Here is a 19,391-nt window from a genome sequence, read left to right on the forward strand (position 1 = left end):
GCGCCATCATCCCGCGCCGACCGCGCTCGCCGCATCGACCATTCCGTGGCCGTAGTAGGTCGTCCCGCCCGCGATCGGCGCGCAGACGGCGTCGGGGCACGGCAGCGGCGTCGCCGTGGCGTACAGGGCCTGCTTGACGCGCTCGGCGCTCCACCACGGGTGCTCGCTCGCGATCAGGGCGGCGACGCCGCTCGCGTGCGGCGCGGCCATCGACGTCCCGCTCGCCGACCGGTATTCGCCGTTCGGCCAGGTCGACCAGACGCGCGCGCCGGGCGCGGCGACGCTGATCCGCGACGCCGAGTAGTTCGAGAAGCTCGCTTTGACGAGCTTCTCGTCGAGCGCACCGGTGCCGACGACGCCGGGCAGCTCGTGCGGCAGCCGCGTGCACGTCGGGTCGATCGCTCGTTCCACCGGGGTGCTGTCGGCCGGGCTTTCGCGGTCGGCCGAGCGGGTGTCGAGGTCGATCCCGGCGTTGCCGGCCGAGGCGACGACGAGGACGTTCCGGCGCTGGGCGTAGGCGACCGCGCGGCTGACGGCGAGCTTCGCCGCGGCCTGGTCCGGCTGGTCGTCGCAGTTGTAGCGCCACGGGATCGAGCGGTAGCTGTTGTTGGTCACGGCAAACCCGTGCTCCGCGGCCCAGACGAACCCGCAGACCATGCTCTCGGCCGTCTCGGTGTCGTCGAGTTCGGCCAGCTTGACGGCGGCGATCCGGACGCCGGGAGCGACCCCGACGACGCCGGATCCGTTGCGGGCGGCGGCGATCGTGCCCGCGACGTGCGTGCCGTGGCCGTCGAGCGTGGGCCGCCAGGCGCCGGGGCTCCGGTCGGCCCAGCCGGCCAGGCAGGACACGGAATCCTTGCGGTCGAAGGCGGGCGCGAGGTCCGGGTGGGTGTCGTCGACGCCGACGTCGAGCACGCCGACGACCGTGCGCCTGCTGCCTTCGGTGACCGCGTGCGCTTCGGGCAGGTGCAGCGCCGGGACGTCCCATGCGGTGCCCTCGGGCGGGACCTGGCCGGAGTTCGGCGAGTTCGGGCCGGTGTAGCGGACGTCCTTGCGGGGCGCGAAGAACTCCTTCGGGACCTTCGCGGTGCGCGTCGCGCCCACGGCGTCGATGCCCGGCGTCGCACGGACCTTCGCGGCGAAGTCGTCCTTCGCGGTGTACGCGACGACGACGCCGATCTGCGGGTAGCTCGCGACGACCGTGCCGCCGGCGTGCTTGATCACCTGCTCCGCCCACCACGTGTGGTGCGTGACGACGACGTGCGGCATGACCAGCGGGTCCGCGGCCGCCGGAGTGGCGATCAGGCCGAGCAGCACTGCCGTCACCAGGATCAGTCGCCGCACACGTCCTCCTCGGAATCGCCCGAACCGAACTTAGCGGTCGATCGCGGCGGCGGTACCCCTCTTCGGTCGTAGGCTGATCGCATGACGACCGGCTTCACGGTGTTCGACACGGCGATCGGGGTCTGCGGGCTCGCGTGGCGCGACGACGTCGTGGTCGGCACGTCCCTGCCCGAAGGCAGTGGCGCGCGGACCCGCGCCTGGCTGCTCCGGCGGTTCCCGGACGCCGTCGAGGAGCCACCGCCGGCCGCGGTCCGGGCGGCGGTGGACGGGATCGTGGCGCTGCTGGGCGGCGCGCGGCCGGACCTGGCCTCGGTGGCGCTGGACCTGGCTTCGGTGCCGGAGTTCCACCGCCGGGCGTACGAGGTCGCGCGGACGATCCCGCCGGGCAGGACGCTGACCTACGGCGACATCGCGCACCGGCTCGGGCAGCCCGGGTCGGCGCAGGCCGTCGGGCAGGCGATGGGGCACAACCCGTTCCCGATCATCGTGCCGTGCCACCGGGTGCTGGCCGCGGGCGGCAAGGACGGCGGCTTCTCGGCGCGCGGCGGGGTCGGAACGAAACGCCGGATGCTGGTCATCGAAGGCGCGCTGGCGGACGAGCCCACGCTGTTCTGAAAGCCGTGAAGGCCACCTTCACGGCTCCAGGTGGCCTCCACGCGGTTCGTCAGGCGGGCTGGGGCGTCCAGGGCTTGATGAACGGGGACTCCGGCCAGCCCTCCGCCGCCGCCATCAACGGCATCGCCGTGCCGCCGTCGACGTGCTCGCGGATGATGTCCGCGTGGCCGGCGTGGCGGGCCGTCTCCTGGATCAGGTGCAGCAGGACCCAGCGGACCGACCAGGCGTCGACGTCCTTCGGGAACCACGGCACACCCTTCGGCACCGGGACCGCCTGGCCCAGGTCCTCGATCCCGCCGATGACGTCGGCCGTCCGCTTCGCGACCTCGTCGTAGCGGGCCAGCACGCCCGCCAGCGTCTCGTCCTCGCCCAGCCGGTGCGCCGATTGGTACTCGGCCACGCTCTCCGCGAACGGCTTCTGGGGCACCTGAAGGATTGTGTCCAGCCAGCTGTTCTCGGTGGTCGCGACGTGCTTGATCAGCCCGCCCACCGACAGCGAGCTCTTCGTCGCCGCCAGCCGCGCCTGATCGTCGGTCAGCCCGTGTGCGGCCAACCTGAGCACGTACCGCTGCTGCTCCAGGAAGCTCAGCAGCCCGTCACGCTCGTCGGCCACCGGGCGCACGTTTCCCGCCATTTCGATCCTTCCGCAAAGGGACACCTGCTCCGGATCGTGCCACCCCGCACGGGCGTTCCGGACCGGAACGGCGCTATCGGTGCGCGTGCCGGGGTGCGGGCTTGACGAAGGCGTACGCGCCGCCGATGCCGTACAGCGCGGCCCGCACGACCAGCTGCACCCGCGTGAAGACCCCTTCGTAGGCGTCGAACTGCCGCGAGAGCACCACCCCGAGCCAGGTCGCCATCACCACGACCAGCCCGGCGACCGCGAGCGCGCGCCAGCCCGGCGGCCACCACAGGATCAAGCTGATCACGCCGGCCACCAGCACGACGCTGAGCAGCGACGAGATCAGGTCGCTCCGCTCCGGGTACGCGGCCTGGACCAGCACGACCAGGCCGAACACGCTCACCGAGACGGAACTGAGCCGCGCCGACCACTGGACCGGGCCGAGGCGGTGCAGCGGCGGGCCGGCGAGCAGGAACGCGACCCCCGAGACGGCCAGCAGGACCCGGAACACCGGTGGGCCGGCCAGCAGCGCCTCCACCGGGTCGTGGACCGGCGAGACGCCCGTCGGGAGGAAGAACTCCAGCAGCCACCCCGAATACCCGAGGACGGCCACCCCCATCAGGAGGGCCGAGGCGATCCGAGCCGTGCGCACGAGGCACACAGTAAGCGAAGGGCAGCGACCCGGCGGTGTGACGCTTGCCGGGTCGCCTGACTCGCTACGCCTGCGGACGGACGAAGGGGAAGAGGACCGTCTGGCGGATCGACGCCCCGGTGAGCATCATCAGCAGCCGGTCGACGCCCAGCCCGAGGCCGCCGGACGGCGGCATGCCGTGCTCCAGGGCGAGCAGGAAGTCTTCGTCCAGCTCCATCGCCTCGACGTCCCCGCTGGCCGCGCGCAGGGACTGCGCTTCCAGCCGCCGCCGCTGCTCGATCGGGTCGGTCAGCTCCGTGTAGGCCGTGCCGACCTCGGAGCCGAACGCGATGAGGTCCCAGCGCTCGGCCAGCAGCGGGTCCGTCCGATGCTGGCGGGTCAGCGGCGAGACGTCGGTCGGGTAGTCGGTGTAGAACGTCGGCAGCACGGTCGCGCCCTCGACGAGGTGCTCGAACGCCTTGAGCACGAGGTCGCCGTGGCTCGGGTCCTCCCCCACCGGCACCCCGGCGGCCAGGCAGAGCCGCCGCAGCTCACCCACCGACGTCCCGGAGTCGATGCGCTCGCCGAAGACCCGCGAGACGGCTTCGTGCACCGGGATCACCGGCCAGTCACCGGAGATGTCGTGCTCGACGACGTTGCCGTCGGCGTCCGGGCGCCGCACGACCTGGGCGCCGTACGCCGCTTCGGCCGCGTGCTGGACCAGCTCGCGGGTCAGCGTCCGCATCGTGTCGTAGTCCGCGTAGGCCTGGTACGCCTCGAGCATCGTGAACTCGGGGTTGTGCGTCGCGTCGACGCCTTCGTTGCGGAAGTTGCGGTTGAGCTCGAAGACCCGCTCGACGCCGGCCACGCACAGCCGCTTGAGGTACAGCTCGGGCGCGATCCGCAGGTACATCCGCATGTCGTAGGCGTTGATGTGGGTGACGAACGGACGCGCGTTGGCACCGCCGTGCACCGTCTGCAGCATCGGCGTTTCGACTTCGAGGTAGTCGGCGTGGTGCAGCCGGTCGCGCACCGCGCGGACCACGGTGGAGCGCAGCCGGAGCATGTTCGCCGAGTCCGGGTTGACGGCGAGGTCGAGGTAGCGCTGCCGCACCCGCGTCTCCGGGTCGGTGAGCCCCTTCCGCTTGTCCGGCAACGGGTGCAGGCACTTCGCGGTGACCGTCCACTCGTCGACGAGCACCGAGAGCTCCCCGCGCTTCGACGTCACGACCTGGCCGCTGACGCCGATGTGGTCGCCGAGGTCGACGCCGGTCCGCCAGCGCGTGAGGTCGAGCTCGTCCGCCCTCAGCATCAGCTGGATCTCGCCGCTGAAGTCCTTGACGCGGGCGAAGCACAGGCCGCCGAGGATGCGCAGGTTCAGCACGCGCCCGGCGATCCGGACCCGGTGCCCGGTCGTGGTGTCCGGGGCCAGGTCGCCGAACTTCCGCACGACGTCGCCGATGTGGTCGTCGCGGCGGAACCCGACCGGGTACGGGTCGATCCCGGCCTCGCGCAGCTTGCCGAGCTTGGCGATGCGGACGCGGACCTGTTCGGGCCGCCGCACCTGCTTCGGGGCCGGCGTCGCCGCCGACTCCTCGATCTCCTTCGCGCGGGCGACGAAGTCGGCGCCGACCGTCTCCAGGCGCAGCGACCGCGCCCGCCCGGTCGGGACGAACCCTTCGAGCGCGCCCGCGACGATGCCGACGCGCGGCAGCCGCCGGGCCGAGGAGTAGCAGAGGAACCGCGGCACCCAGTCCGGGCCGTACTTGGCGTTGGACCGGTACAGCGACTCGAGCTGGAAGAAGCGCGAGAAGACGCTCAGGACGCCGCGCCAGGCCCGCAGCACCGGGCCGGCGCCGATGCGCTCGCCCTCGGAGAACACCGCGCGGAACATCGCGAAGTTGAGCGAGATCCGCTGCGCGCCGAGGTGCTGCGCGGCCGCGACGACCTCGGCGATCATGTACTCGTTGAGGCCGTTCTCGGCGTCGCGGTCGCGGCGCATGAGGTCCAGCGAGAGGCCGCGGCGGCCCCACGGCACGAACGAGAGCAGGCCGCGCAGGTCACCGCGGGCGTCGTAGGCCTCGACCATCACGCTGCGGCCGTCGCTGGCGTCGCCGAGCCGGCCCAGCGCCATCGAAAACCCGCGTTCGGTCTCGGCGCCGCGCCAGGCCTGGGCGCGGGCCAGCAGATCGGCCATTTCGGCTTCCGGGATCTCGCCGTGGCGGCGGACCCGCGAGGTGTAGCCGGCGCGCTCGATACGCTTCACGGCCTGGCGGACCGAGCGCCGCTCCGGGCCGGCGAGGCTGAACTCGCGGACGTCGAGGACCGCTTCGTCACCGATCTCCAGGGCCCGCAGGCCGGCGTCGGTATACGCTTTCGCGCCGCTCTCGCTCGCCCCGAGCACGCCGGGGGTCCAGCCGTACCGGCGCGTCTCGTCGAGCCACGCGCGGACCGCGTCCGGCCACGCCTCGGGGTCGCCGATCGGGTCGGCGCTGGCGACGCTGGTGCCGCCGAGCACGCGGTAGGTCACCGCCGCGCGCCCGTTCGGCGAGAAGACGACGCTCTTGTCGCGCCGGGTCGCGAAGTAGCCGAGGGAGTCGTCCTCGCCGTGTTCGGCCAGGAGCTCGCGCACGCGCAGCTCCTCGTCGTCGGTGCGCAGGCGGCGGCTGCGGACCCCGCGGAAGAGCATGTACAGCGCCGCCGTGACGACCGCCGTCGCGCTGAGGTCGATCAGGACGTCCAGCCAGCCCGGGCCGTCGCCGACCCCGATCCGGCGCAGCTGGAGGTTCTCGCCGGTGGCGTGGTTCACGACCCAGGCGAAGCGCTCCCACGTGTCACCGAGGTGCCCGGGAAACGCTTCCGCCAGCCCCCAGCCGACCAGGATGACCGCCGCGAACCCGCCGAACAGCACGGTCAGGCCGTCCCGCCAGGCACTCGGCGCGAGCCGGGCCGGGAACGCCGGGCGCAGCGCGAGCAGGAGCACGATCAGGCCGATCGAGACGACGTCGGCCACGGTCAGCACCCACAGCTGCGCCGGGATGTGCCGGACCTGCTTCGGGCCGAGCGTCAGCAGCTCGGGTGACCACAGCAGCGTCGCCTGCAGGGCCAGGGTGAGCACCAGGCCGCCGACCTGGAACAGCACCAGCGTGTACAGCGCCGCCGCCTTGCGACGGCGCAGCGCCCCGCCCAGCACCACGAGCAGCAGCACCATGACCAGGCTCGCGCTGGTCGGCACGCTGAGGCCGGAGAACGCCATGTCGATGGCGTTGAGCAGGCGCCCGTGCGGGCCGTTCGTGAAGAGGAGGATCACCGAAAACACCGCGGCCAGCTGGACCACGGTCGCGACGATGCCGCCCGCCTTCGCCTTCCACACGGGCAGGCGCGGGCGTGTGCTCGCGAGGGTTCCCATCGTTGCTTTCGTCGCCTTTCGCGGCCGATCGGTGCTCATACCGTCTTCTTGACGTCAGTGAACACAGGTTGGTTGTCCCCGGGCATCAACCTGAAGGTTGACGGTGCGTCGTCCCCGGGGGTGTGAAGCTGGTCCCACGAGGTTGGGGGCCCGCACGCGCGCGTGCCACGCTCTGAGACGCCCCTGCTCCACGACCCGGGGACCTCACCGAGGCCTCGAGGGAAGGACGGTCGACGACGATGTCTGCCCCCGCGAACGGGCCCGCCGAAGAAGCGGCCCCCTACGGCACCGGACCCGGCACCAAGCCGGCGACGGGCCGCAAGGTGCGCGTGCACCACCTGCGTGAGCTCAAGGAACGCGGCGAGCCGTGGCCCATGCTCACCGCGTACGACATGTACACCGCCGCGCTCTTCGACGAGGCCGGGATCCCCGTGCTGCTCGTCGGCGACTCCGCGGCCAACAACGTGTTCGGCTACGACACCTCGCTGCCGGTGACGGTGGACGAGCTGCTGCCGCTGGTCCGGGCCGTGACCCGGTCGGTCAAACGGGCCCTCGTGGTCGCCGACCTGCCGTTCGGCTCCTACCAGCTCTCGCCGCAGCAGGCGCTGGAGACGTCGGTGCGGTTCATGAAGGAGGGCCGCGCGCACGCCGTGAAGCTCGAAGGCGGGCGGCGGTTCGCCGCGCACGTCGAGGCGCTGACGTCGGCGGGCGTGCCCGTGATGGGCCACATCGGGTTCACCCCGCAGAGTGAGCACAACCTCGGTGGCTACCGGGTGCAGGGGCGCGGCGAAGCAGCGGACGTGCTGCTCGCCGACGCGCTGGCGCTGCAGGAGGCCGGGGCGTTCGCGGTGGTGATGGAGATGGTGCCCGCCGAAGCCGCGAAGCGCGTCACGGCGGAGCTGAAGATCCCGACGGTCGGCATCGGCGCGGGCCCGGACTGCGACGCCCAGGTGCTCGTCTGGCAGGACATGGCCGGGCTCCGGCGCGGCAAGGCGCCGCGGTTCGTGAAGCGCTACGCCGACGTGGCGACGGTGCTGCAGGACGCGGCGACGGCGTTCGCCCAGGACGTGCGCCGCGGCGAGTTCCCGGCGCCGGAACACGCGTTCCACGACTAACCCCGGTTCCTGAACCGCTCGGCCAGCGCCGGGTCGTTCTCCCACCACAGCCCGGTCGCGGGCGCTTCGTCCAGCTGGACGTCGATCTGCTTCGCGCGCCGTTCGTCGTCTCGGGCCCACCGCACGAACAACGCGACGACGAACGGCAGGCCGGCGACGTCACCGCCGATCCACAGCACCCCCGCGCCGATGATCTGGTCGGTGCGGGGGTCCGGGCCGTAGCCGGGGTGGGCGGCCGCGTAGTGCGCGGGCGCGAGCAGCGGGCCCAGCCACAGGACCAGGCCGAGGGCGCCGTCGAAGATCACCTCGGTGAACGCGATCTACACCGACACCAGGTGCGGGTCGCGCCGCGGGGTCGGGTCGAGGCCGAGCCGGGTCCAGAAGTACGTGAAGCCGGACAGGACGAGCGCGAGCCGGACCAGGCCGTCGGCGAGCGACGACCGCAGCACCAGGTCGTAGAGCGGGGTCAGGTACAGCACGAGCACCGGCACGACCAGCGTCAGCGTGACGACCGGCGGGAACGTCAGCGCCCGCGCCACCTTTCCGCGGCCGTGGCGCCGCAGCCAGGCCGCGGGCCGCGTGTCGAGCAGGAGCCGGATCGGCGCGCCCAGGGCCAGCAGCAGCGGCGTGACCATGAGCAGCGTGACCGTCTGGACCGCGCGGACCCAGAAGAACGTCGTGTCGTAGACGGCCAGCGGTGAGCAGGTGACCAGCAAGACGGTCGCGAGCCCGGCGAGGAACGCCGTCGTGCGGCCGCGCGGCCACCCGCGCCCGTGCGCCGCGCGGACGTAGAGCGTGCCGAGAACGAGCACGGCGAGCAGCGCCGGGACGTCGAGCACGTCAGACGGCGAAGAAGATCAGGCTGCCGATTCCGGCGAGCACGCAGTAAATGGCGAACGGGGTCAGAGTGCGCGTTTCGAAGTATCCGGTGAGGAACCGGACAGAAATGTACGAAGCGATCCCGGCGATGACGCTGCCGACGAGCGCGGGGCCGAGCGAAGCGTGGTTCTCCGGGGCGAACAGCGTCGGCATCTTGAGCACGCCCGCGGCGAGGATCACCGGCGTGGCGAGCAGGAACGCGAAGCGCGCCGCGTCTTCGTGACCCAGGCCGCGGCGCAGGCCGGCGACCATCGTGATGCCCGAGCGGCTGATGCCGGGCAGCAGCGCGAAGATCTGCGCCGCGCCGATCAGGACGGCCTCGCCCACCCCCAGCTTCGCCAGCCGGACGTCGGTCTTCTCCTCGACCGTGACCGCCCGCATGACGAGGGTTTCTTCGGTCGAGAAGTCCACCGTGTCGTCGTCGCCCGGCGGCTTCCGGTGCGAGAACTTCTCGGCGGCGTAGAGCACCCCGCCGTTGAGCGTCAGGAAGATCGCCGCCGGGACGGGCTTGCCGAGGAAGTCGCGCAGCAGTCCTTCGAACAGCAACCCGGCCAGCCCGACCGGGATCGTGGCGAGCACGAGCAGCCACGCGAGGCGCTGGTCGGGGGTGCGGACCTCGCAGTGGCGGATCGACGTCCACAGGCCGCCGATGATCCGGATCCAGTCCTTGCGGAAGAACAGGACGAGCGCGAGCGCGGTGGCGACGTGCATCGCCACGAGCACCGCGAGGTACGGCGAATCCTTCCCGATGCTCAGGTCCCGCTGCCACTGTCCGCCGAGCCAGGCGGGCAACAGGATGCTATGGCCGAGACTGGACACCGGAAACAATTCCGACACCCCTTGCAAGGCGCCGACGACAATCGCCTCGACATAGGTCACCGCGGACATTCCGTGCCTTTCCGTCCCCTTTTCGAGCAAGGCCGACACCGGAAAGTACCGGCCCATTCGTTAACCCCGGGCAAGGGGGATGGGCACACTCAGCGTCCTCACAGCGAGCGTTCACATGCATGAACATCAATCATGTTCTTGACTGGTGTTCGACTCGTGGCTTAGCGTTTAGCCCGTCGCCGCCACGACGCAACGGAACGAACCTCGACGAGGAGGACGGGAATGCGGGTGCGGATCGCCGGCCGTCGTGACCACCCCGACGGCGCCTCTCTTCGGACCACGGTTCCCCGCGGCGGCTGACGCCCCCCGAGCGGGAGCCCGCTCAGCCCGGCGGCGGGGGCGGGCTCCCACCTTTCCTGGTCGTCGTCCCGGCCCCTGGCGGCGGGGTGTCGGGGCGACGGCCGGGGCCCTCCGGCACAGTGACGGGCATGGACGAGCTCTACCCGCCGATCCCCCCGCGCGCCGAAGGGTTCCTGGACGTCGGCGACGGCCACCGGATCCGGTGCCAGGAGGCGGGCAACCCCGGCGGCAAGCCGGTGGTGGTCCTGCACGGCGGCCCCGGCAGCGGGATCGCGCCGATGGCCCGGCGGCACTTCGACCCCGCGGCGTACCGGATCGTCCTGTTCGACCAGCGCGGGTCGGGGCAGTCGACGCCGGGCGCGGACGACCTGCGCACCAACACCCTGTGGCACCTGGTCGCCGACATGGAACTCCTGCGCGAACGCCTCGGCATCGACCGCTGGCAGCTCTTCGGCGGCTCGTGGGGCGCGACGCTCGCCCTCGCCTACGCCGAAACGCACCCTTCGCGCGTCAGCGAAATCATCCTGCGCGGCGTGTTCACCGTGCGCCCGAGCGAGCTCGACTGGATCTACCGCGGCGGCGCGGCCAACCTGTTCCCGCGCGAGTGGGAGGCCTTCCTCGCCCCGCTCCCGGCCGCCCTCCGCGACGACCCGCTGGCGGCGTACGCCACGCTCCTCGAAGACCCGTCCGAGGAGGTCCGGCACCGCGCGGCGATCGCGTGGAGCACCTGGGAGGGCGCGACGGTTTCCGTGGTGCCGCAGGACTCCTTCGTCCGCCAGTACGCCGAACCGGCGTTCGCGCTGACCTTCGCCCGCCTCGCCGTCCACTACTTCCGCCACGGCGCCTGGCTCGCCGACGGCCAGCTGGTCCGCGACGCGGGCAAGCTGGCCGGTATCCCGGGCGTCATCGTGCAGGGCCGCTACGACACGGTGTGTCCCCCGATCACGGCGTACGAGCTGCACCAGGCGTGGCCGGGCTCGGAGCTGAAGCTGCTGGAAGGCGCCGGCCACGCGGTGACCGACCCCGGCGTGCTCGCCGCTTTGCGGGCGGCGACGGATTCATTCCGCCAGTAGCACGGCGAACACCTTCTCCAGCTTGCGCTTGACGACGGCTTCGTCGGCGCGGGCGAGCTCGGTGCTGCCGATGAGCGTGCGCAGCACCCAGAACCCGGCGATCACGGACAGGACCAGCGCCGGGCCTTCGGTGCCCGCCGTCGCCGGGAGGACGTCGGTGAGGTGCTTTTCGACGTGCCGCTCGATGCCCGCACGCAGGATTTCGGCGGCGCGCGGGTTGGGCGCGGACCGCAGCATCAGCAGGAACGGGTCGAGTCGCCCGGCGTCCAGGCCGGTCCGGCGCACGAGCGCGGCCGCGAGGTCCGCGGCGAGCGTCGCGGGGTCGTCGGTCAGCACGGTCCGCTCGGCCATCGCCGCCTCGACGACCTCGGCGAAGAGCCCCTCCTTCGAGCCGAAGTAGCGGTTCACGAGCATCGCCGTGACCCCGGCGGACTCGGCGATCTCGCGCACGCCGACGCCGTCGTACCCGGCGCGGGTGAAGGCTTCGAGCGCGGAGTTCAGGATCGCTTCGCGGGTGGTGGCGGCGTTGCGGGCTCTCATGTATACGAGTGTAGACATGATGGGAAGTGCACAGTGGACCTCGAGTTGACCGGCAAGCGAGTTCTGGTCACCGGTTCCAGCGCGGGTCTCGGCGAGGCGATCGCCCGGCTGCTGGCCGCGGAAGGCGCCTCGGTGGTGGTGCACGGCCGGGACGCGGCCCGCACCGGGAAGGTCGCGGCGGAGATCGGCGCGGCGGGCGTGGCACTGGGTGACTTGTCGACCGACGCGGGCGCCGACGCCGTGGCGGCGGCCACCGGGGAGATCGACGTCCTGGTCAACAACGCCGGCGCGTACGACCACCTCTCCTGGACCGAGGCGACGCCGGACGACTGGAGCGCGATGTACCAGGCGAACGTCGTCTCCGCGGTGCGGATGGTCCACCGGTTCGTGCCGGGCATGCGCTCGCGCGGCTGGGGCCGGGTGGTCCAGATCGGCGGCGGCCTGGCGATCCAGCCGATGGCGACGCAGCCGCACTACACCGCGACGCTCGCCGCGCGGCACAACCTCGCGGTGTCACTGGCCCGCGAACTCGCCGGGACCGGCGTGACGTCGAACGTCGTCTCCCCCGGCGCGATCCTGGTGGACTCGGTGCGCGAGCTGCTCACCGGCATCGCCCCGGACCACGGCTGGGGCAGCTCGTGGGAGGAAATCGAAAAGCGCGCGGCGCAGGAGCTGGTGCCCAACGACGTCGGCCGCTTCGGCCGCCCCGAAGAGATCGCGGCCGCGGTCGGCTACCTGGTGAGCCCGGCGGCGGACTACGTCAGCGGCGCGACGATCCGCGTCGACGGCGGCACCATCCGGTCGGTCCACTAGATGTGATGTCCGGGGAGGTCGGTCAGCCGGGTGACCGGCGGCTTGCCGCCGATTGCGGGCGTAGGCCCATCCCTCGGCCAGTGTCCGGTGGACCCGTTCGACGGTGACGCCGCGGTCGGTGAACCAGGCCACTGCCCGGCGCAATACCGCGGTGGCGGTGGCTGCGGTTTCGTCGGTGTGGATTTCGGCGTAGGCGACGCGGGAGCAGTCATCGATGACGGTGTGCAGCATGCCGGTGCGGGGCTTGCGGTCGGCGCCGCGGGGCAGCCCGGGGGTGGCGCGTTTGTTGCGCTCGCCTTGGCGCGTCCGACGAAGCGGTGCCCGCCGCCGTCGGGGATGTTGCCGGACTTGGTGACATCGACATGGATCAGCGATCCGGGACAGGCGTGTTCGTAGCGGCGCAGGGGTTCGCCGATGACCCGGTCGATGTGGGTGAGTCGGTGGATGCGGGCAGGTCGAGCCGGCCGGCGATCTGGACCGGGCCCAGCCGGTGCCGCCACCGCAGTCGCGCGATCTGCCGCACCAGCACGGGCGAGGTCTTGCTCAGGCTGTGGTGTGGGCGGCTGCTGCGATCAGCCATCCCGGCCCTGCCTTCGGTGGTGTAGCGGTCGGCCCACTTCGCGGCGACCGTGAACATCTTCGCCGCGTCGGTGCAGTTCCAGCCTTGTTCGACGATCAGGCGAGCGAGTCGCAGGCGGGTGTGTGGGGCCAGGGTGGGACACGAAGACCTCCGGTGGGTGAAGCGGTTCCTGGACAGCCCCACTTCACATCCGGAGGCCTTCACCTGTCTGCACGACAGGCCGCCGCAGGTCGCCTCGACTCGGGACAACGTCCCTGGACATCACCACTAGAGCCGCCCGCCCGACGCCGTGTCGCCCGACAAGCGCTGGGCCAGGTACACCGGGACCGTCGAGGCCACGATCAGCACCGCCGCCACGACGTTCACGATCGGGGCCTGGTTCGGCCGGAACAGGTTGTTGTAGATCCAGATCGGCAGCGTCTCCATGCCCGTGCCCAGTGTGAACGTCGTAACGATGATCTCGTCGAACGACAGCGCGAACGCCAGCAGCCCGCCGGCCAGCAACGCCGAACGCAGCATCGGGAACGTCACCAGGCGGAACGTCGTGAAGCCCGTCGCGCCCAGGTCCATCGACGCTTCCTCCAGGTTGCCGCCCATCCGGCGCAGGCGGGCGACGACGTTGTTGAACACCACCACGATGCAGAACGTCGCGTGCGCGATGATCGCCGTCAGCAGGCCGAGGTCGATGCCCAGGATCGTGCGGAACGCGTTGTTCAGCGCGATGCCCGTCACGATCCCGGGCAGCGCGATCGGCAGGATGATCAGCAGCGACACCGGGTTGCGGCCGAAGAACCGGTAGCGCTGCAGGGCGAACGCGGCCATCGTGCCGAGCACCAGCGCGATCGCCGTCGCCGCCAGGCCGGCCTCCACGCTCGTCCACAGCGCGTGCCGGGCGCCGTCGTTCGAAGCCGCGCGGCTCCACCACTCCAGCGTGAAGCGGGTCGGCGGGAAGCCGAACGTCGTGTCCGCGTTGAAGGAGTTGAGCAGCACCACCACCAGCGGGAAGTAGATCACCGCCAGGCCGAGGCCCAGCGCCGTCCACAGCAGTGCCCGAGACGTCCGCACCGAGGGCTCCTAGAGGTTGTCGAGCGCGCCGGTGCGGCGCACCGCGGCCAGGTACACGAGCATGATCACGACCGGCACGGTCGCCACCGTCGCCGCGAACGGGAGGTTGTTCGCGGCGCCGATGTTGTCGTAGACGACGTTGCCGAGCATCTGCGACGTGCCGCCGACGATCTTCACCGCGATGTAGTCGCCCAGCGACAGCGAGAACGTGAAGATCGAACCGGCCACGATCGCCGGGAACGTCAGCGGGAGGATCACCGAGCGGAACGTCCGGAACGAGCGGGCTCCCAGGTCACCGGAGGCGTCCACCAGCGAATCCGGCAGCCGGTCGAGGCCCGCGTAGATCGGCAGGATCATGTACGGCAGCCACAGGTAGGACAGCGTGATGATCGTGGCCGTGACGCCGTACCCGGGCGAAAGCCAGCTCAGCGCGCCGTTTCCGGACAGCATCGAGCGCCACGCGTACGCCTTGACGAGGTAGCTCGCCCACAGCGGCGTCATCACCGCGATGACCAGGATCCGTTGCGCCCGCGGCGAAGCGAGCTTGGCCATGGCGAACGCCATCGGGAACGCGATCACGGCGTCGATCACCGTCACCAGCGCCGCGATCCCGACCGTGCGGAAGGTGATCGTGCGGTACACCGCGTCGCTGAACAACGTCTTGAAGTTGTCCAGCGACCACTCGATCGCGACCTGGCCGGTGAACGCGTCGGTGTGCCAGAACGCCGTGACGAACAGCGCGGCGAGCGCGCCCAGGTAGGCCAGGCCGAGCCAGAGCAGCGGCGCCGAGAGCAGGAAACCCAGGCGAAGCTTGGGTTTCCGGTAGAAGAAGGCCGAGAGCGCGGTCATGTCACCGTCAGCCCTTGATCTCGGTCCAGGCCTTGGTCCACTCGCCGTAGTCCTTGCACTTGACGTCCGTGCGGCCGTCGAGGCACTGCTGGATCGGCGTGGTCCAGTACGCGATCTTCGACGCGTAGCCGGCGTCGTTGGCGTGGTAGGTGTCGCAGAGGGTCTTGTCGGTCATCTCCGCGCACGCCTTGGGGTTCGCCGGCGCCTCGCCGAAGTACTCGGCGACCTGGGCGTTGACCTTCGGGCTGATGATGTAGTCGAGCCACTTGTACGCGCACGTCTTGTGCGCCGACTTCGCCGCGACCATCCAGGTGTCCGACCACCCGGTCGCACCCTCGCTCGGCACGGCCGACTCCAGCGGCGCGCCCTCGCCCTTGGTCAGGTTGACCGTGACCTGCCAGGCGGTGCCGACGACGGCGTCGGCGTTCTTCAGCGCCTGCGACTCCTTGAGGTAGTCCGACCAGTACTCGCTCACGAGCGGACGCTGCTGCTTGAGCAGGTTCACCGCGGCGGTGAACTGCTTGTCGTCCAGGGCGTACGGGTTCTTGATGCCGAGGTCCGGCTGGTGCGCCATCAGGTACAGGGCGGCGTCGGCGATGTAGATCGGCGAGTCGTAGGCGATCACCTTGCCCTTGTAGGGCGAGTTCGCGTCGAACACGACCGACCACGACGTCGGCGCCGGCGTCACCTTGTCGGTGCGCCAGGTCAGCAGGTTCGCGCCCCAGCCGTGCGGGATGCCGTAGGCCGTGCCGCCCACGCTGTTCCACGACTTGTCCTTGAGGAACGGCTGGACGTCGGCGTAGTTCGGCACCAGCGCGGTGTTCACCGGCTCGGCGTCCCCGGAAGCGACCAGGCGCAGCGACGCGTCACCGGATGCCGAGATCACGTCGTACTGCCCGGTCTTCATCAGCGTCACGGCTTCGTCGGACGTGCCGAACGGCTTGACGTTGACCTTGCAGCCGGTCTGCTGCTCGAACGGCGTGACCCAGTTGACCTTCGGGTCGTTCGAACCGTTCTCCGCGTACCCCGGCCAGGCGAGCACGTTCAGCGCGCCTTCCGGCTGCCCGAGCGCCTTCAGCGCTTCCAGCTTCGGCGGGGTGAACCCCTGCGCGCCGGGCGGCGCGGCCGAGTTCGAGCCCGACGTGCCACATGCAGCCAACAGCAGGCTGGCGCCGAAGAGCCCGGCGAGCCGCGTCTTCCTGTTCTTCATGGCAACCCTTTCGAGGTACTACTGGACTTGAAAGCTGTGCTCGTTCCGCCAGCTGAGGCGGACGCGGCCGCCCGCGAAGGCGCCTTCGGTGTTCTGCTGGACGACCGAAAGCTGTCCGCCGGCGTCGAGCGCGACCGCGTACCGCACGGTCGCGCCGGCGTACACGACGTCGGTGACCGTGCCGGTCGCGCTGGTGTCCCCCACCGCGGCGGGCTCGGACAGCTCGCCGTCGATGCGGATCTTCTCCGGCCGGATGCTGAACAGCCCCGGCCGGCCGATGACGGTCTCGGCCCCGCGGCCGCCGAGCAGGTTCGACGTCCCGACGAAGCCGGCCACGAACGCGCTCGCCGGGCGCTCGTAGACCTCTTCGGGCGGGCCGACCTGCTCGATCCTGCCGTCGTTGAACACCGCGATGCGGTCGCTCATGGTGAGGGCTTCGTCCTGGTCGTGGGTGACGAAGACGAACGTGATGCCGACGTCGCGCTGGATCTGCTTGAGCTCGAGCTGCATCGCCTGGCGCAGCTTGAGGTCCAGCGCGCCGAGCGGTTCGTCGAGCAGCAGCACCTTGGGCCGGTTGACCAGCGCGCGGGCGAGCGCGACGCGCTGGCGCTGCCCGCCGGACAGCTGCGCGGGCTTGCGCGAGCCGTAGTCCGCCAGCCGCACGGTCTTCAGCGCTTCGAGCGCGCGCTCCCGGCGTTGCTGCTTCGGGACGTGCTTGACCTTCAGGCCGTACTCGACGTTCTGCAGCACGGACATGTGCGGGAAGAGCGCGTAGTCCTGGAAGACGGTGTTGACGTCGCGCTCGAACGGCGCCAGCCGGCTGACGTCCCGGCCTTCGAGCTCGATGGTGCCTTCGGTGGGCAGCTCGAACCCGGCGATCATGCGCAGCACCGTCGTCTTGCCGGAGCCGGACGGGCCGAGCATCGAGAAGAACTCGCCGGGCGGGATGTCGAGGTCGACGCCGTCGACCGCGTGGACGTCGCCGAAGTGCTTGCGCAGCCCGGAAAGCCGGATGGCCGGCCCCGCGCTTCCGGGCGCCGCGGGCTCGTCCCGCGTCTCGGACGGTGCTTGGTTGGGCATCGCGAGCCTCACAGTGCGCTCATCACGTGCTTGACGCGGGTGTAGTCCTCGAGGCCGTAGAGCGAGAGGTCCTTGCCGTAGCCGGACTTCTTGAACCCGCCGTGCGGCATCTCGGCGACCAGGGGGATGTGCGTGTTGATCCAGACGCAACCGAAGTCGAGCTTCGCCGACAGGCGCATGGCGCGCTGGTGGTCGCGGGTCCAGACCGAGGACGCGAGCCCGTACTGCACGGCGTTCGCGGCCTTCAGCGCCTCGGCTTCGCCGGAGAACCGCTGGACGGTGATGACCGGGCCGAAGATCTCGTGCCGGCTCAGCTCGTCGTCCTGCCCGAGCCCGGAAACGACGGTGGCCTCGTAGAAGTAGCCTTCGCCGCCGACCCGATGGCCGCCGCAGTGGACGGTGGCGTGGCCGGGCAGCCGGTCGATGAACCCGGCCACCTTCGCGAGCTGGTCGGCGTTGTTGAGCGGGCCGAAGGCGACGTCTTCGTCGTCGGGCTTGCCGGTCTTCGCGGCCTGCGCCTGGCGGGTGAGGGCGGCGACGAAGGTGTCGTGGACGTCGTCGGCGACCAGCACGCGGGTGGCGGCGGTGCAGTCCTGGCCCGCGTTGAAGTAGCCCGCGGCGGCGATGGCTTCGGCGGCGGCTTCGAGGTCGGCGTCGCCGAACACGATGACCGGCGCCTTGCCGCCCAGCTCCAGGTGCACGCGCTTGACGTCGTTCGCTGCGCTGCGAGCGACCTCGATGCCGGCGCGGACCGAGCCGGTGATCGACACCATCGCGGGGATGTCGTGCTCGACCAGCGCGCGGCCGGTGTCGCGGTCGCCGCAGATCACGTTGAAGACGCCCGGCGGCAGGAACTCGCCGGCGATCTCGGCGAGCAGCAGCGTCGACGCCGGGGTGGTGTCGGACGGCTTGAGCACGACGGTGTTGCCGGCGGCGAGCGCGGGCGCGATCTTCCAGATGGCCATCAGCAGCGGGTAGTTCCACGGCGTGACCTGCGCGCACACGCCGACGGGCTCGCGGCGGACGAAGGACGTGTGGCCTTCCAGGTATTCGCCGGCCGAGCGGCCTTCGAGCACGCGCGCGGCTCCGGCGAAGAAGCGGACCTGGTCGAGGACCATCGGGATCTCTTCGGCGGTGGTGAGCGCGATCGGCTTGCCGGTGTTCGCGGACTCGACGCGGACGATCTCGTCCGCGCGTGCTTCGAGCGCGTCGGCGATCTTGAGCAGCGCGAGCTGGCGCTGGGCGGGCGTCGTCTCGCGCCAGGTCTCGAACGCGGTCGCGGCGACCCGCAGCGCGTGGTCGACGTCCTCGGGCCCGGCGATCGGGGCGGTGCAGTACGGCCGCCCGGTGACCGGGTCGACGATCTCCGCGGTCCGGCCCGATCCGGACTCGACGTACGCGCCGCCGATGTAGTGCTTCAGCTCCTGCACGGTTGTCTCCTCGGTGCTGGCGGGGCTAAAACATATAAGTCCATATGTAATAGGACAAGAGGATCAGGCAAGATTGGTGCGAACGGGTAGTCACCGACGCGAAGGGGCACGATGCGCCAGGGCATGTCGCACAGCGCGCGGTCCGCCATGTTCGCGCCGCTCGGCCAGGTCGGGCGGGCGGAAGCGGTGGCGGCGCGGCTGGTCGACGCCATCACGCTCGGCTTCCTCGCCGACGAAGAGCAGCTGCCCAGCGAGGCCGACCTGGCCGCGCAGTTCGGCGTCTCGACCGTGACGGTCCGGGAAGCGCTCGTGGCGTTGCGGCAGCAGGGGCTGGTCGAGACGCGCCGCGGCCGCAGCGGTGGCAGCTTCGTCCGCGCGCCGGCCGACCCGCCCTCGGACGCCTGGCGCGCGCGGCTGCGCGAGGTGTCGCTGTCCGACCTCCGGGACGTCGGCGACCACTACCTCGCGATCGCCGGCGCCGCCGCGAAGCTGGCCGCCGAACGCAGCTCCCCGGAGGACATCGCCCGGCTGCGGCTGGCGACCGACGACCTCCGCACGGCGCACGGCATCGACTTCACGCGGGCGGAGCGCCAGTTCCACCTGGAGGTCGCGGCGGCCGCGCAGTCCCCGCGGCTCACGCACGAAGAAGTCCACCTGCAGAGCGAATTGGGCGGCCTGCTGTGGCTGCCGTTCGAACCCGGGGCACACTCCTGCGCGGAGCACGCGGCGATCACCACCGCGATCGACGCGGCCGACGGCGAATTGGCCCGCAAACTCACCGAGGAGCACCTCCTGGGCGCGCTCGACCGCCTCGCGGACGTGCACCTGGGCCTGCTCGCCCCGTACCCTGCCGATGGTTGCTGATCCGGCCACAGCCACGGCCGAACACCTTCGCGACGACGGTTGCGTACCGGGCGCGGGGCGGCCTGCTTTTGGCCGGATCAGCAA

The 19,391-nt window shown here is 71.2% G+C and carries 16 protein-coding genes and 2 pseudogenes; 5 read left to right on the forward strand and 13 right to left on the reverse strand.

Annotation, left to right across the window (positions count from 1 at the left end; genetic code table 11):
- Window positions 1–6: 6 nt before the first annotated feature.
- Window positions 7–1,344, reverse strand: coding sequence for a S8 family serine peptidase (locus AB0B33_RS16440; protein WP_360772071.1), 1,338 nt, complete (start codon window positions 1,342–1,344; stop codon window positions 7–9).
- Between the two features lie 81 nt (window positions 1,345–1,425).
- Between AB0B33_RS16440 and AB0B33_RS16445 the strand changes: the two genes are divergently transcribed.
- Window positions 1,426–1,959 (forward strand): methylated-DNA--[protein]-cysteine S-methyltransferase, encoded by a 534-nt coding sequence (locus tag AB0B33_RS16445; RefSeq protein WP_360772074.1) that lies wholly within the window; start codon window positions 1,426–1,428, stop codon window positions 1,957–1,959.
- A 49-nt stretch (window positions 1,960–2,008) separates the two neighbouring features.
- Here AB0B33_RS16445 and AB0B33_RS16450 read toward each other — a convergent pair whose 3' ends face one another.
- The 3 genes from AB0B33_RS16450 to lysX form a co-directional block, all read right to left on the reverse strand.
- The gene (locus tag AB0B33_RS16450) at window positions 2,009–2,593 is read right to left on the reverse strand and encodes a DinB family protein (RefSeq protein WP_360772077.1); all 585 of its coding nucleotides are present in this window, start codon (window positions 2,591–2,593) and stop codon (window positions 2,009–2,011) included.
- 73 nt (window positions 2,594–2,666) lie between these two features.
- Window positions 2,667–3,233 (reverse strand): hypothetical protein, encoded by a 567-nt coding sequence (locus tag AB0B33_RS16455; protein WP_247014400.1) that lies wholly within the window; start codon window positions 3,231–3,233, stop codon window positions 2,667–2,669.
- A 64-nt stretch (window positions 3,234–3,297) separates the two neighbouring features.
- Entirely contained in the window at window positions 3,298–6,621 is a 3,324-nt protein-coding gene (lysX, locus tag AB0B33_RS16460; protein WP_360772080.1) for a bifunctional lysylphosphatidylglycerol synthetase/lysine--tRNA ligase LysX, read from the reverse strand.
- Window positions 6,622–6,860: 239 nt separating this feature from the next.
- Between lysX and panB the strand changes: the two genes are divergently transcribed.
- Complete coding sequence (panB, locus tag AB0B33_RS16465; RefSeq protein ID WP_360772083.1) at window positions 6,861–7,736, forward strand: 3-methyl-2-oxobutanoate hydroxymethyltransferase; 876 nt, start codon at window positions 6,861–6,863, stop codon at window positions 7,734–7,736.
- Here panB and AB0B33_RS16470 read toward each other — a convergent pair.
- Together AB0B33_RS16470 and AB0B33_RS16475 are read right to left on the reverse strand one after the other, a co-directional pair.
- Window positions 7,733–8,575: pseudogene (locus tag AB0B33_RS16470) on the reverse strand (cytochrome c oxidase assembly protein). The gene panB and the pseudogene AB0B33_RS16470 overlap by 4 nt on opposite strands.
- A gap of 1 nt (window position 8,576) precedes the next feature.
- Window positions 8,577–9,503 (reverse strand): undecaprenyl-diphosphate phosphatase, encoded by a 927-nt coding sequence (locus AB0B33_RS16475; RefSeq protein WP_360772086.1) that lies wholly within the window; start codon window positions 9,501–9,503, stop codon window positions 8,577–8,579.
- 428 nt (window positions 9,504–9,931) lie between these two features.
- Between AB0B33_RS16475 and pip the strand changes: the two genes are divergently transcribed.
- Complete coding sequence (gene pip, locus AB0B33_RS16480; protein ID WP_360772089.1) at window positions 9,932–10,876, forward strand: prolyl aminopeptidase; 945 nt, start codon at window positions 9,932–9,934, stop codon at window positions 10,874–10,876.
- Here the strand turns inward: pip and AB0B33_RS16485 are convergent.
- A complete protein-coding gene (locus AB0B33_RS16485) occupies window positions 10,862–11,416 on the reverse strand; it encodes a TetR family transcriptional regulator (RefSeq protein WP_360772092.1) in 555 nt (184 codons plus the stop codon). The genes pip and AB0B33_RS16485 overlap by 15 nt on opposite strands.
- 33 nt (window positions 11,417–11,449) lie before the next feature.
- Here AB0B33_RS16485 and AB0B33_RS16490 point away from each other — a divergent pair, with 33 nt between their 5' ends.
- Window positions 11,450–12,229: an SDR family NAD(P)-dependent oxidoreductase gene (locus AB0B33_RS16490; RefSeq protein WP_360772094.1), complete on the forward strand. Its 780-nt coding sequence runs from the start codon at window positions 11,450–11,452 to the stop codon at window positions 12,227–12,229.
- A 90-nt stretch (window positions 12,230–12,319) separates the two neighbouring features.
- On the opposite strand, the pseudogene AB0B33_RS16495 reads toward AB0B33_RS16490, so the two are convergent.
- From AB0B33_RS16495 to AB0B33_RS16520, 6 genes and pseudogenes are all read right to left on the reverse strand, one after another.
- Window positions 12,320–12,941: pseudogene (locus AB0B33_RS16495) on the reverse strand (leucine zipper domain-containing protein); the annotation flags it as partial.
- Window positions 12,942–13,076: 135 nt separating this feature from the next.
- Window positions 13,077–13,874, reverse strand: a complete 798-nt coding sequence (locus AB0B33_RS16500; RefSeq protein ID WP_247014406.1) for an ABC transporter permease — start codon at window positions 13,872–13,874, stop codon at window positions 13,077–13,079.
- Between the two features lie 9 nt (window positions 13,875–13,883).
- Window positions 13,884–14,723 (reverse strand): ABC transporter permease, encoded by an 840-nt coding sequence (locus AB0B33_RS16505; protein WP_247014407.1) that lies wholly within the window; start codon window positions 14,721–14,723, stop codon window positions 13,884–13,886.
- Between the two features lie 7 nt (window positions 14,724–14,730).
- Entirely contained in the window at window positions 14,731–15,933 is a 1,203-nt protein-coding gene (locus tag AB0B33_RS16510) for an ABC transporter substrate-binding protein (RefSeq protein WP_360772097.1), read from the reverse strand.
- Between the two features lie 18 nt (window positions 15,934–15,951).
- A complete protein-coding gene (locus AB0B33_RS16515; protein ID WP_360772100.1) occupies window positions 15,952–17,013 on the reverse strand; it encodes an ABC transporter ATP-binding protein in 1,062 nt (353 codons plus the stop codon).
- Window positions 17,014–17,021: 8 nt separating this feature from the next.
- Entirely contained in the window at window positions 17,022–18,443 is a 1,422-nt protein-coding gene (locus AB0B33_RS16520) for a gamma-aminobutyraldehyde dehydrogenase (RefSeq protein ID WP_360772102.1), read from the reverse strand.
- A 111-nt stretch (window positions 18,444–18,554) separates the two neighbouring features.
- Here AB0B33_RS16520 and AB0B33_RS16525 point away from each other — a divergent pair, with 111 nt between their 5' ends.
- Window positions 18,555–19,307, forward strand: a complete 753-nt coding sequence (locus tag AB0B33_RS16525) for an FCD domain-containing protein (protein ID WP_360772105.1) — start codon at window positions 18,555–18,557, stop codon at window positions 19,305–19,307.
- Window positions 19,308–19,391: the final 84 nt, after the last annotated feature.

The sequence above is a fragment of the Amycolatopsis sp. NPDC049159 genome (assembly GCF_040648295.1).
In the GTDB taxonomy this organism is placed as follows: Bacteria; Actinomycetota; Actinomycetes; order Mycobacteriales; family Pseudonocardiaceae; genus Amycolatopsis; species Amycolatopsis pretoriensis_A.

Bases quoted from the DNA above. Each gene is read 5' to 3' on its own strand.
- AB0B33_RS16445 (WP_360772074.1), top strand. From the start codon at position 1,426: ATGACGACCGGCTTCACGGTGTTCGACACGGCGATCGGGGTCTGCGGG.
- AB0B33_RS16450 (WP_360772077.1), bottom strand. From the start codon at position 2,593: ATGGCGGGAAACGTGCGCCCGGTGGCCGACGAGCGTGACGGGCTGCTG.
- lysX (WP_360772080.1), bottom strand. From the start codon at position 6,621: ATGGGAACCCTCGCGAGCACACGCCCGCGCCTGCCCGTGTGGAAGGCG.
- panB (WP_360772083.1), top strand. From the start codon at position 6,861: ATGTCTGCCCCCGCGAACGGGCCCGCCGAAGAAGCGGCCCCCTACGGC.
- AB0B33_RS16475 (WP_360772086.1), bottom strand. From the start codon at position 9,503: ATGTCCGCGGTGACCTATGTCGAGGCGATTGTCGTCGGCGCCTTGCAA.
- pip (WP_360772089.1), top strand. From the start codon at position 9,932: ATGGACGAGCTCTACCCGCCGATCCCCCCGCGCGCCGAAGGGTTCCTG.
- AB0B33_RS16485 (WP_360772092.1), bottom strand. From the start codon at position 11,416: ATGAGAGCCCGCAACGCCGCCACCACCCGCGAAGCGATCCTGAACTCC.
- AB0B33_RS16505 (WP_247014407.1), bottom strand. From the start codon at position 14,723: ATGACCGCGCTCTCGGCCTTCTTCTACCGGAAACCCAAGCTTCGCCTG.
- AB0B33_RS16510 (WP_360772097.1), bottom strand. From the start codon at position 15,933: ATGAAGAACAGGAAGACGCGGCTCGCCGGGCTCTTCGGCGCCAGCCTG.
- AB0B33_RS16515 (WP_360772100.1), bottom strand. From the start codon at position 17,013: ATGCCCAACCAAGCACCGTCCGAGACGCGGGACGAGCCCGCGGCGCCC.
- AB0B33_RS16525 (WP_360772105.1), top strand. From the start codon at position 18,555: ATGCGCCAGGGCATGTCGCACAGCGCGCGGTCCGCCATGTTCGCGCCG.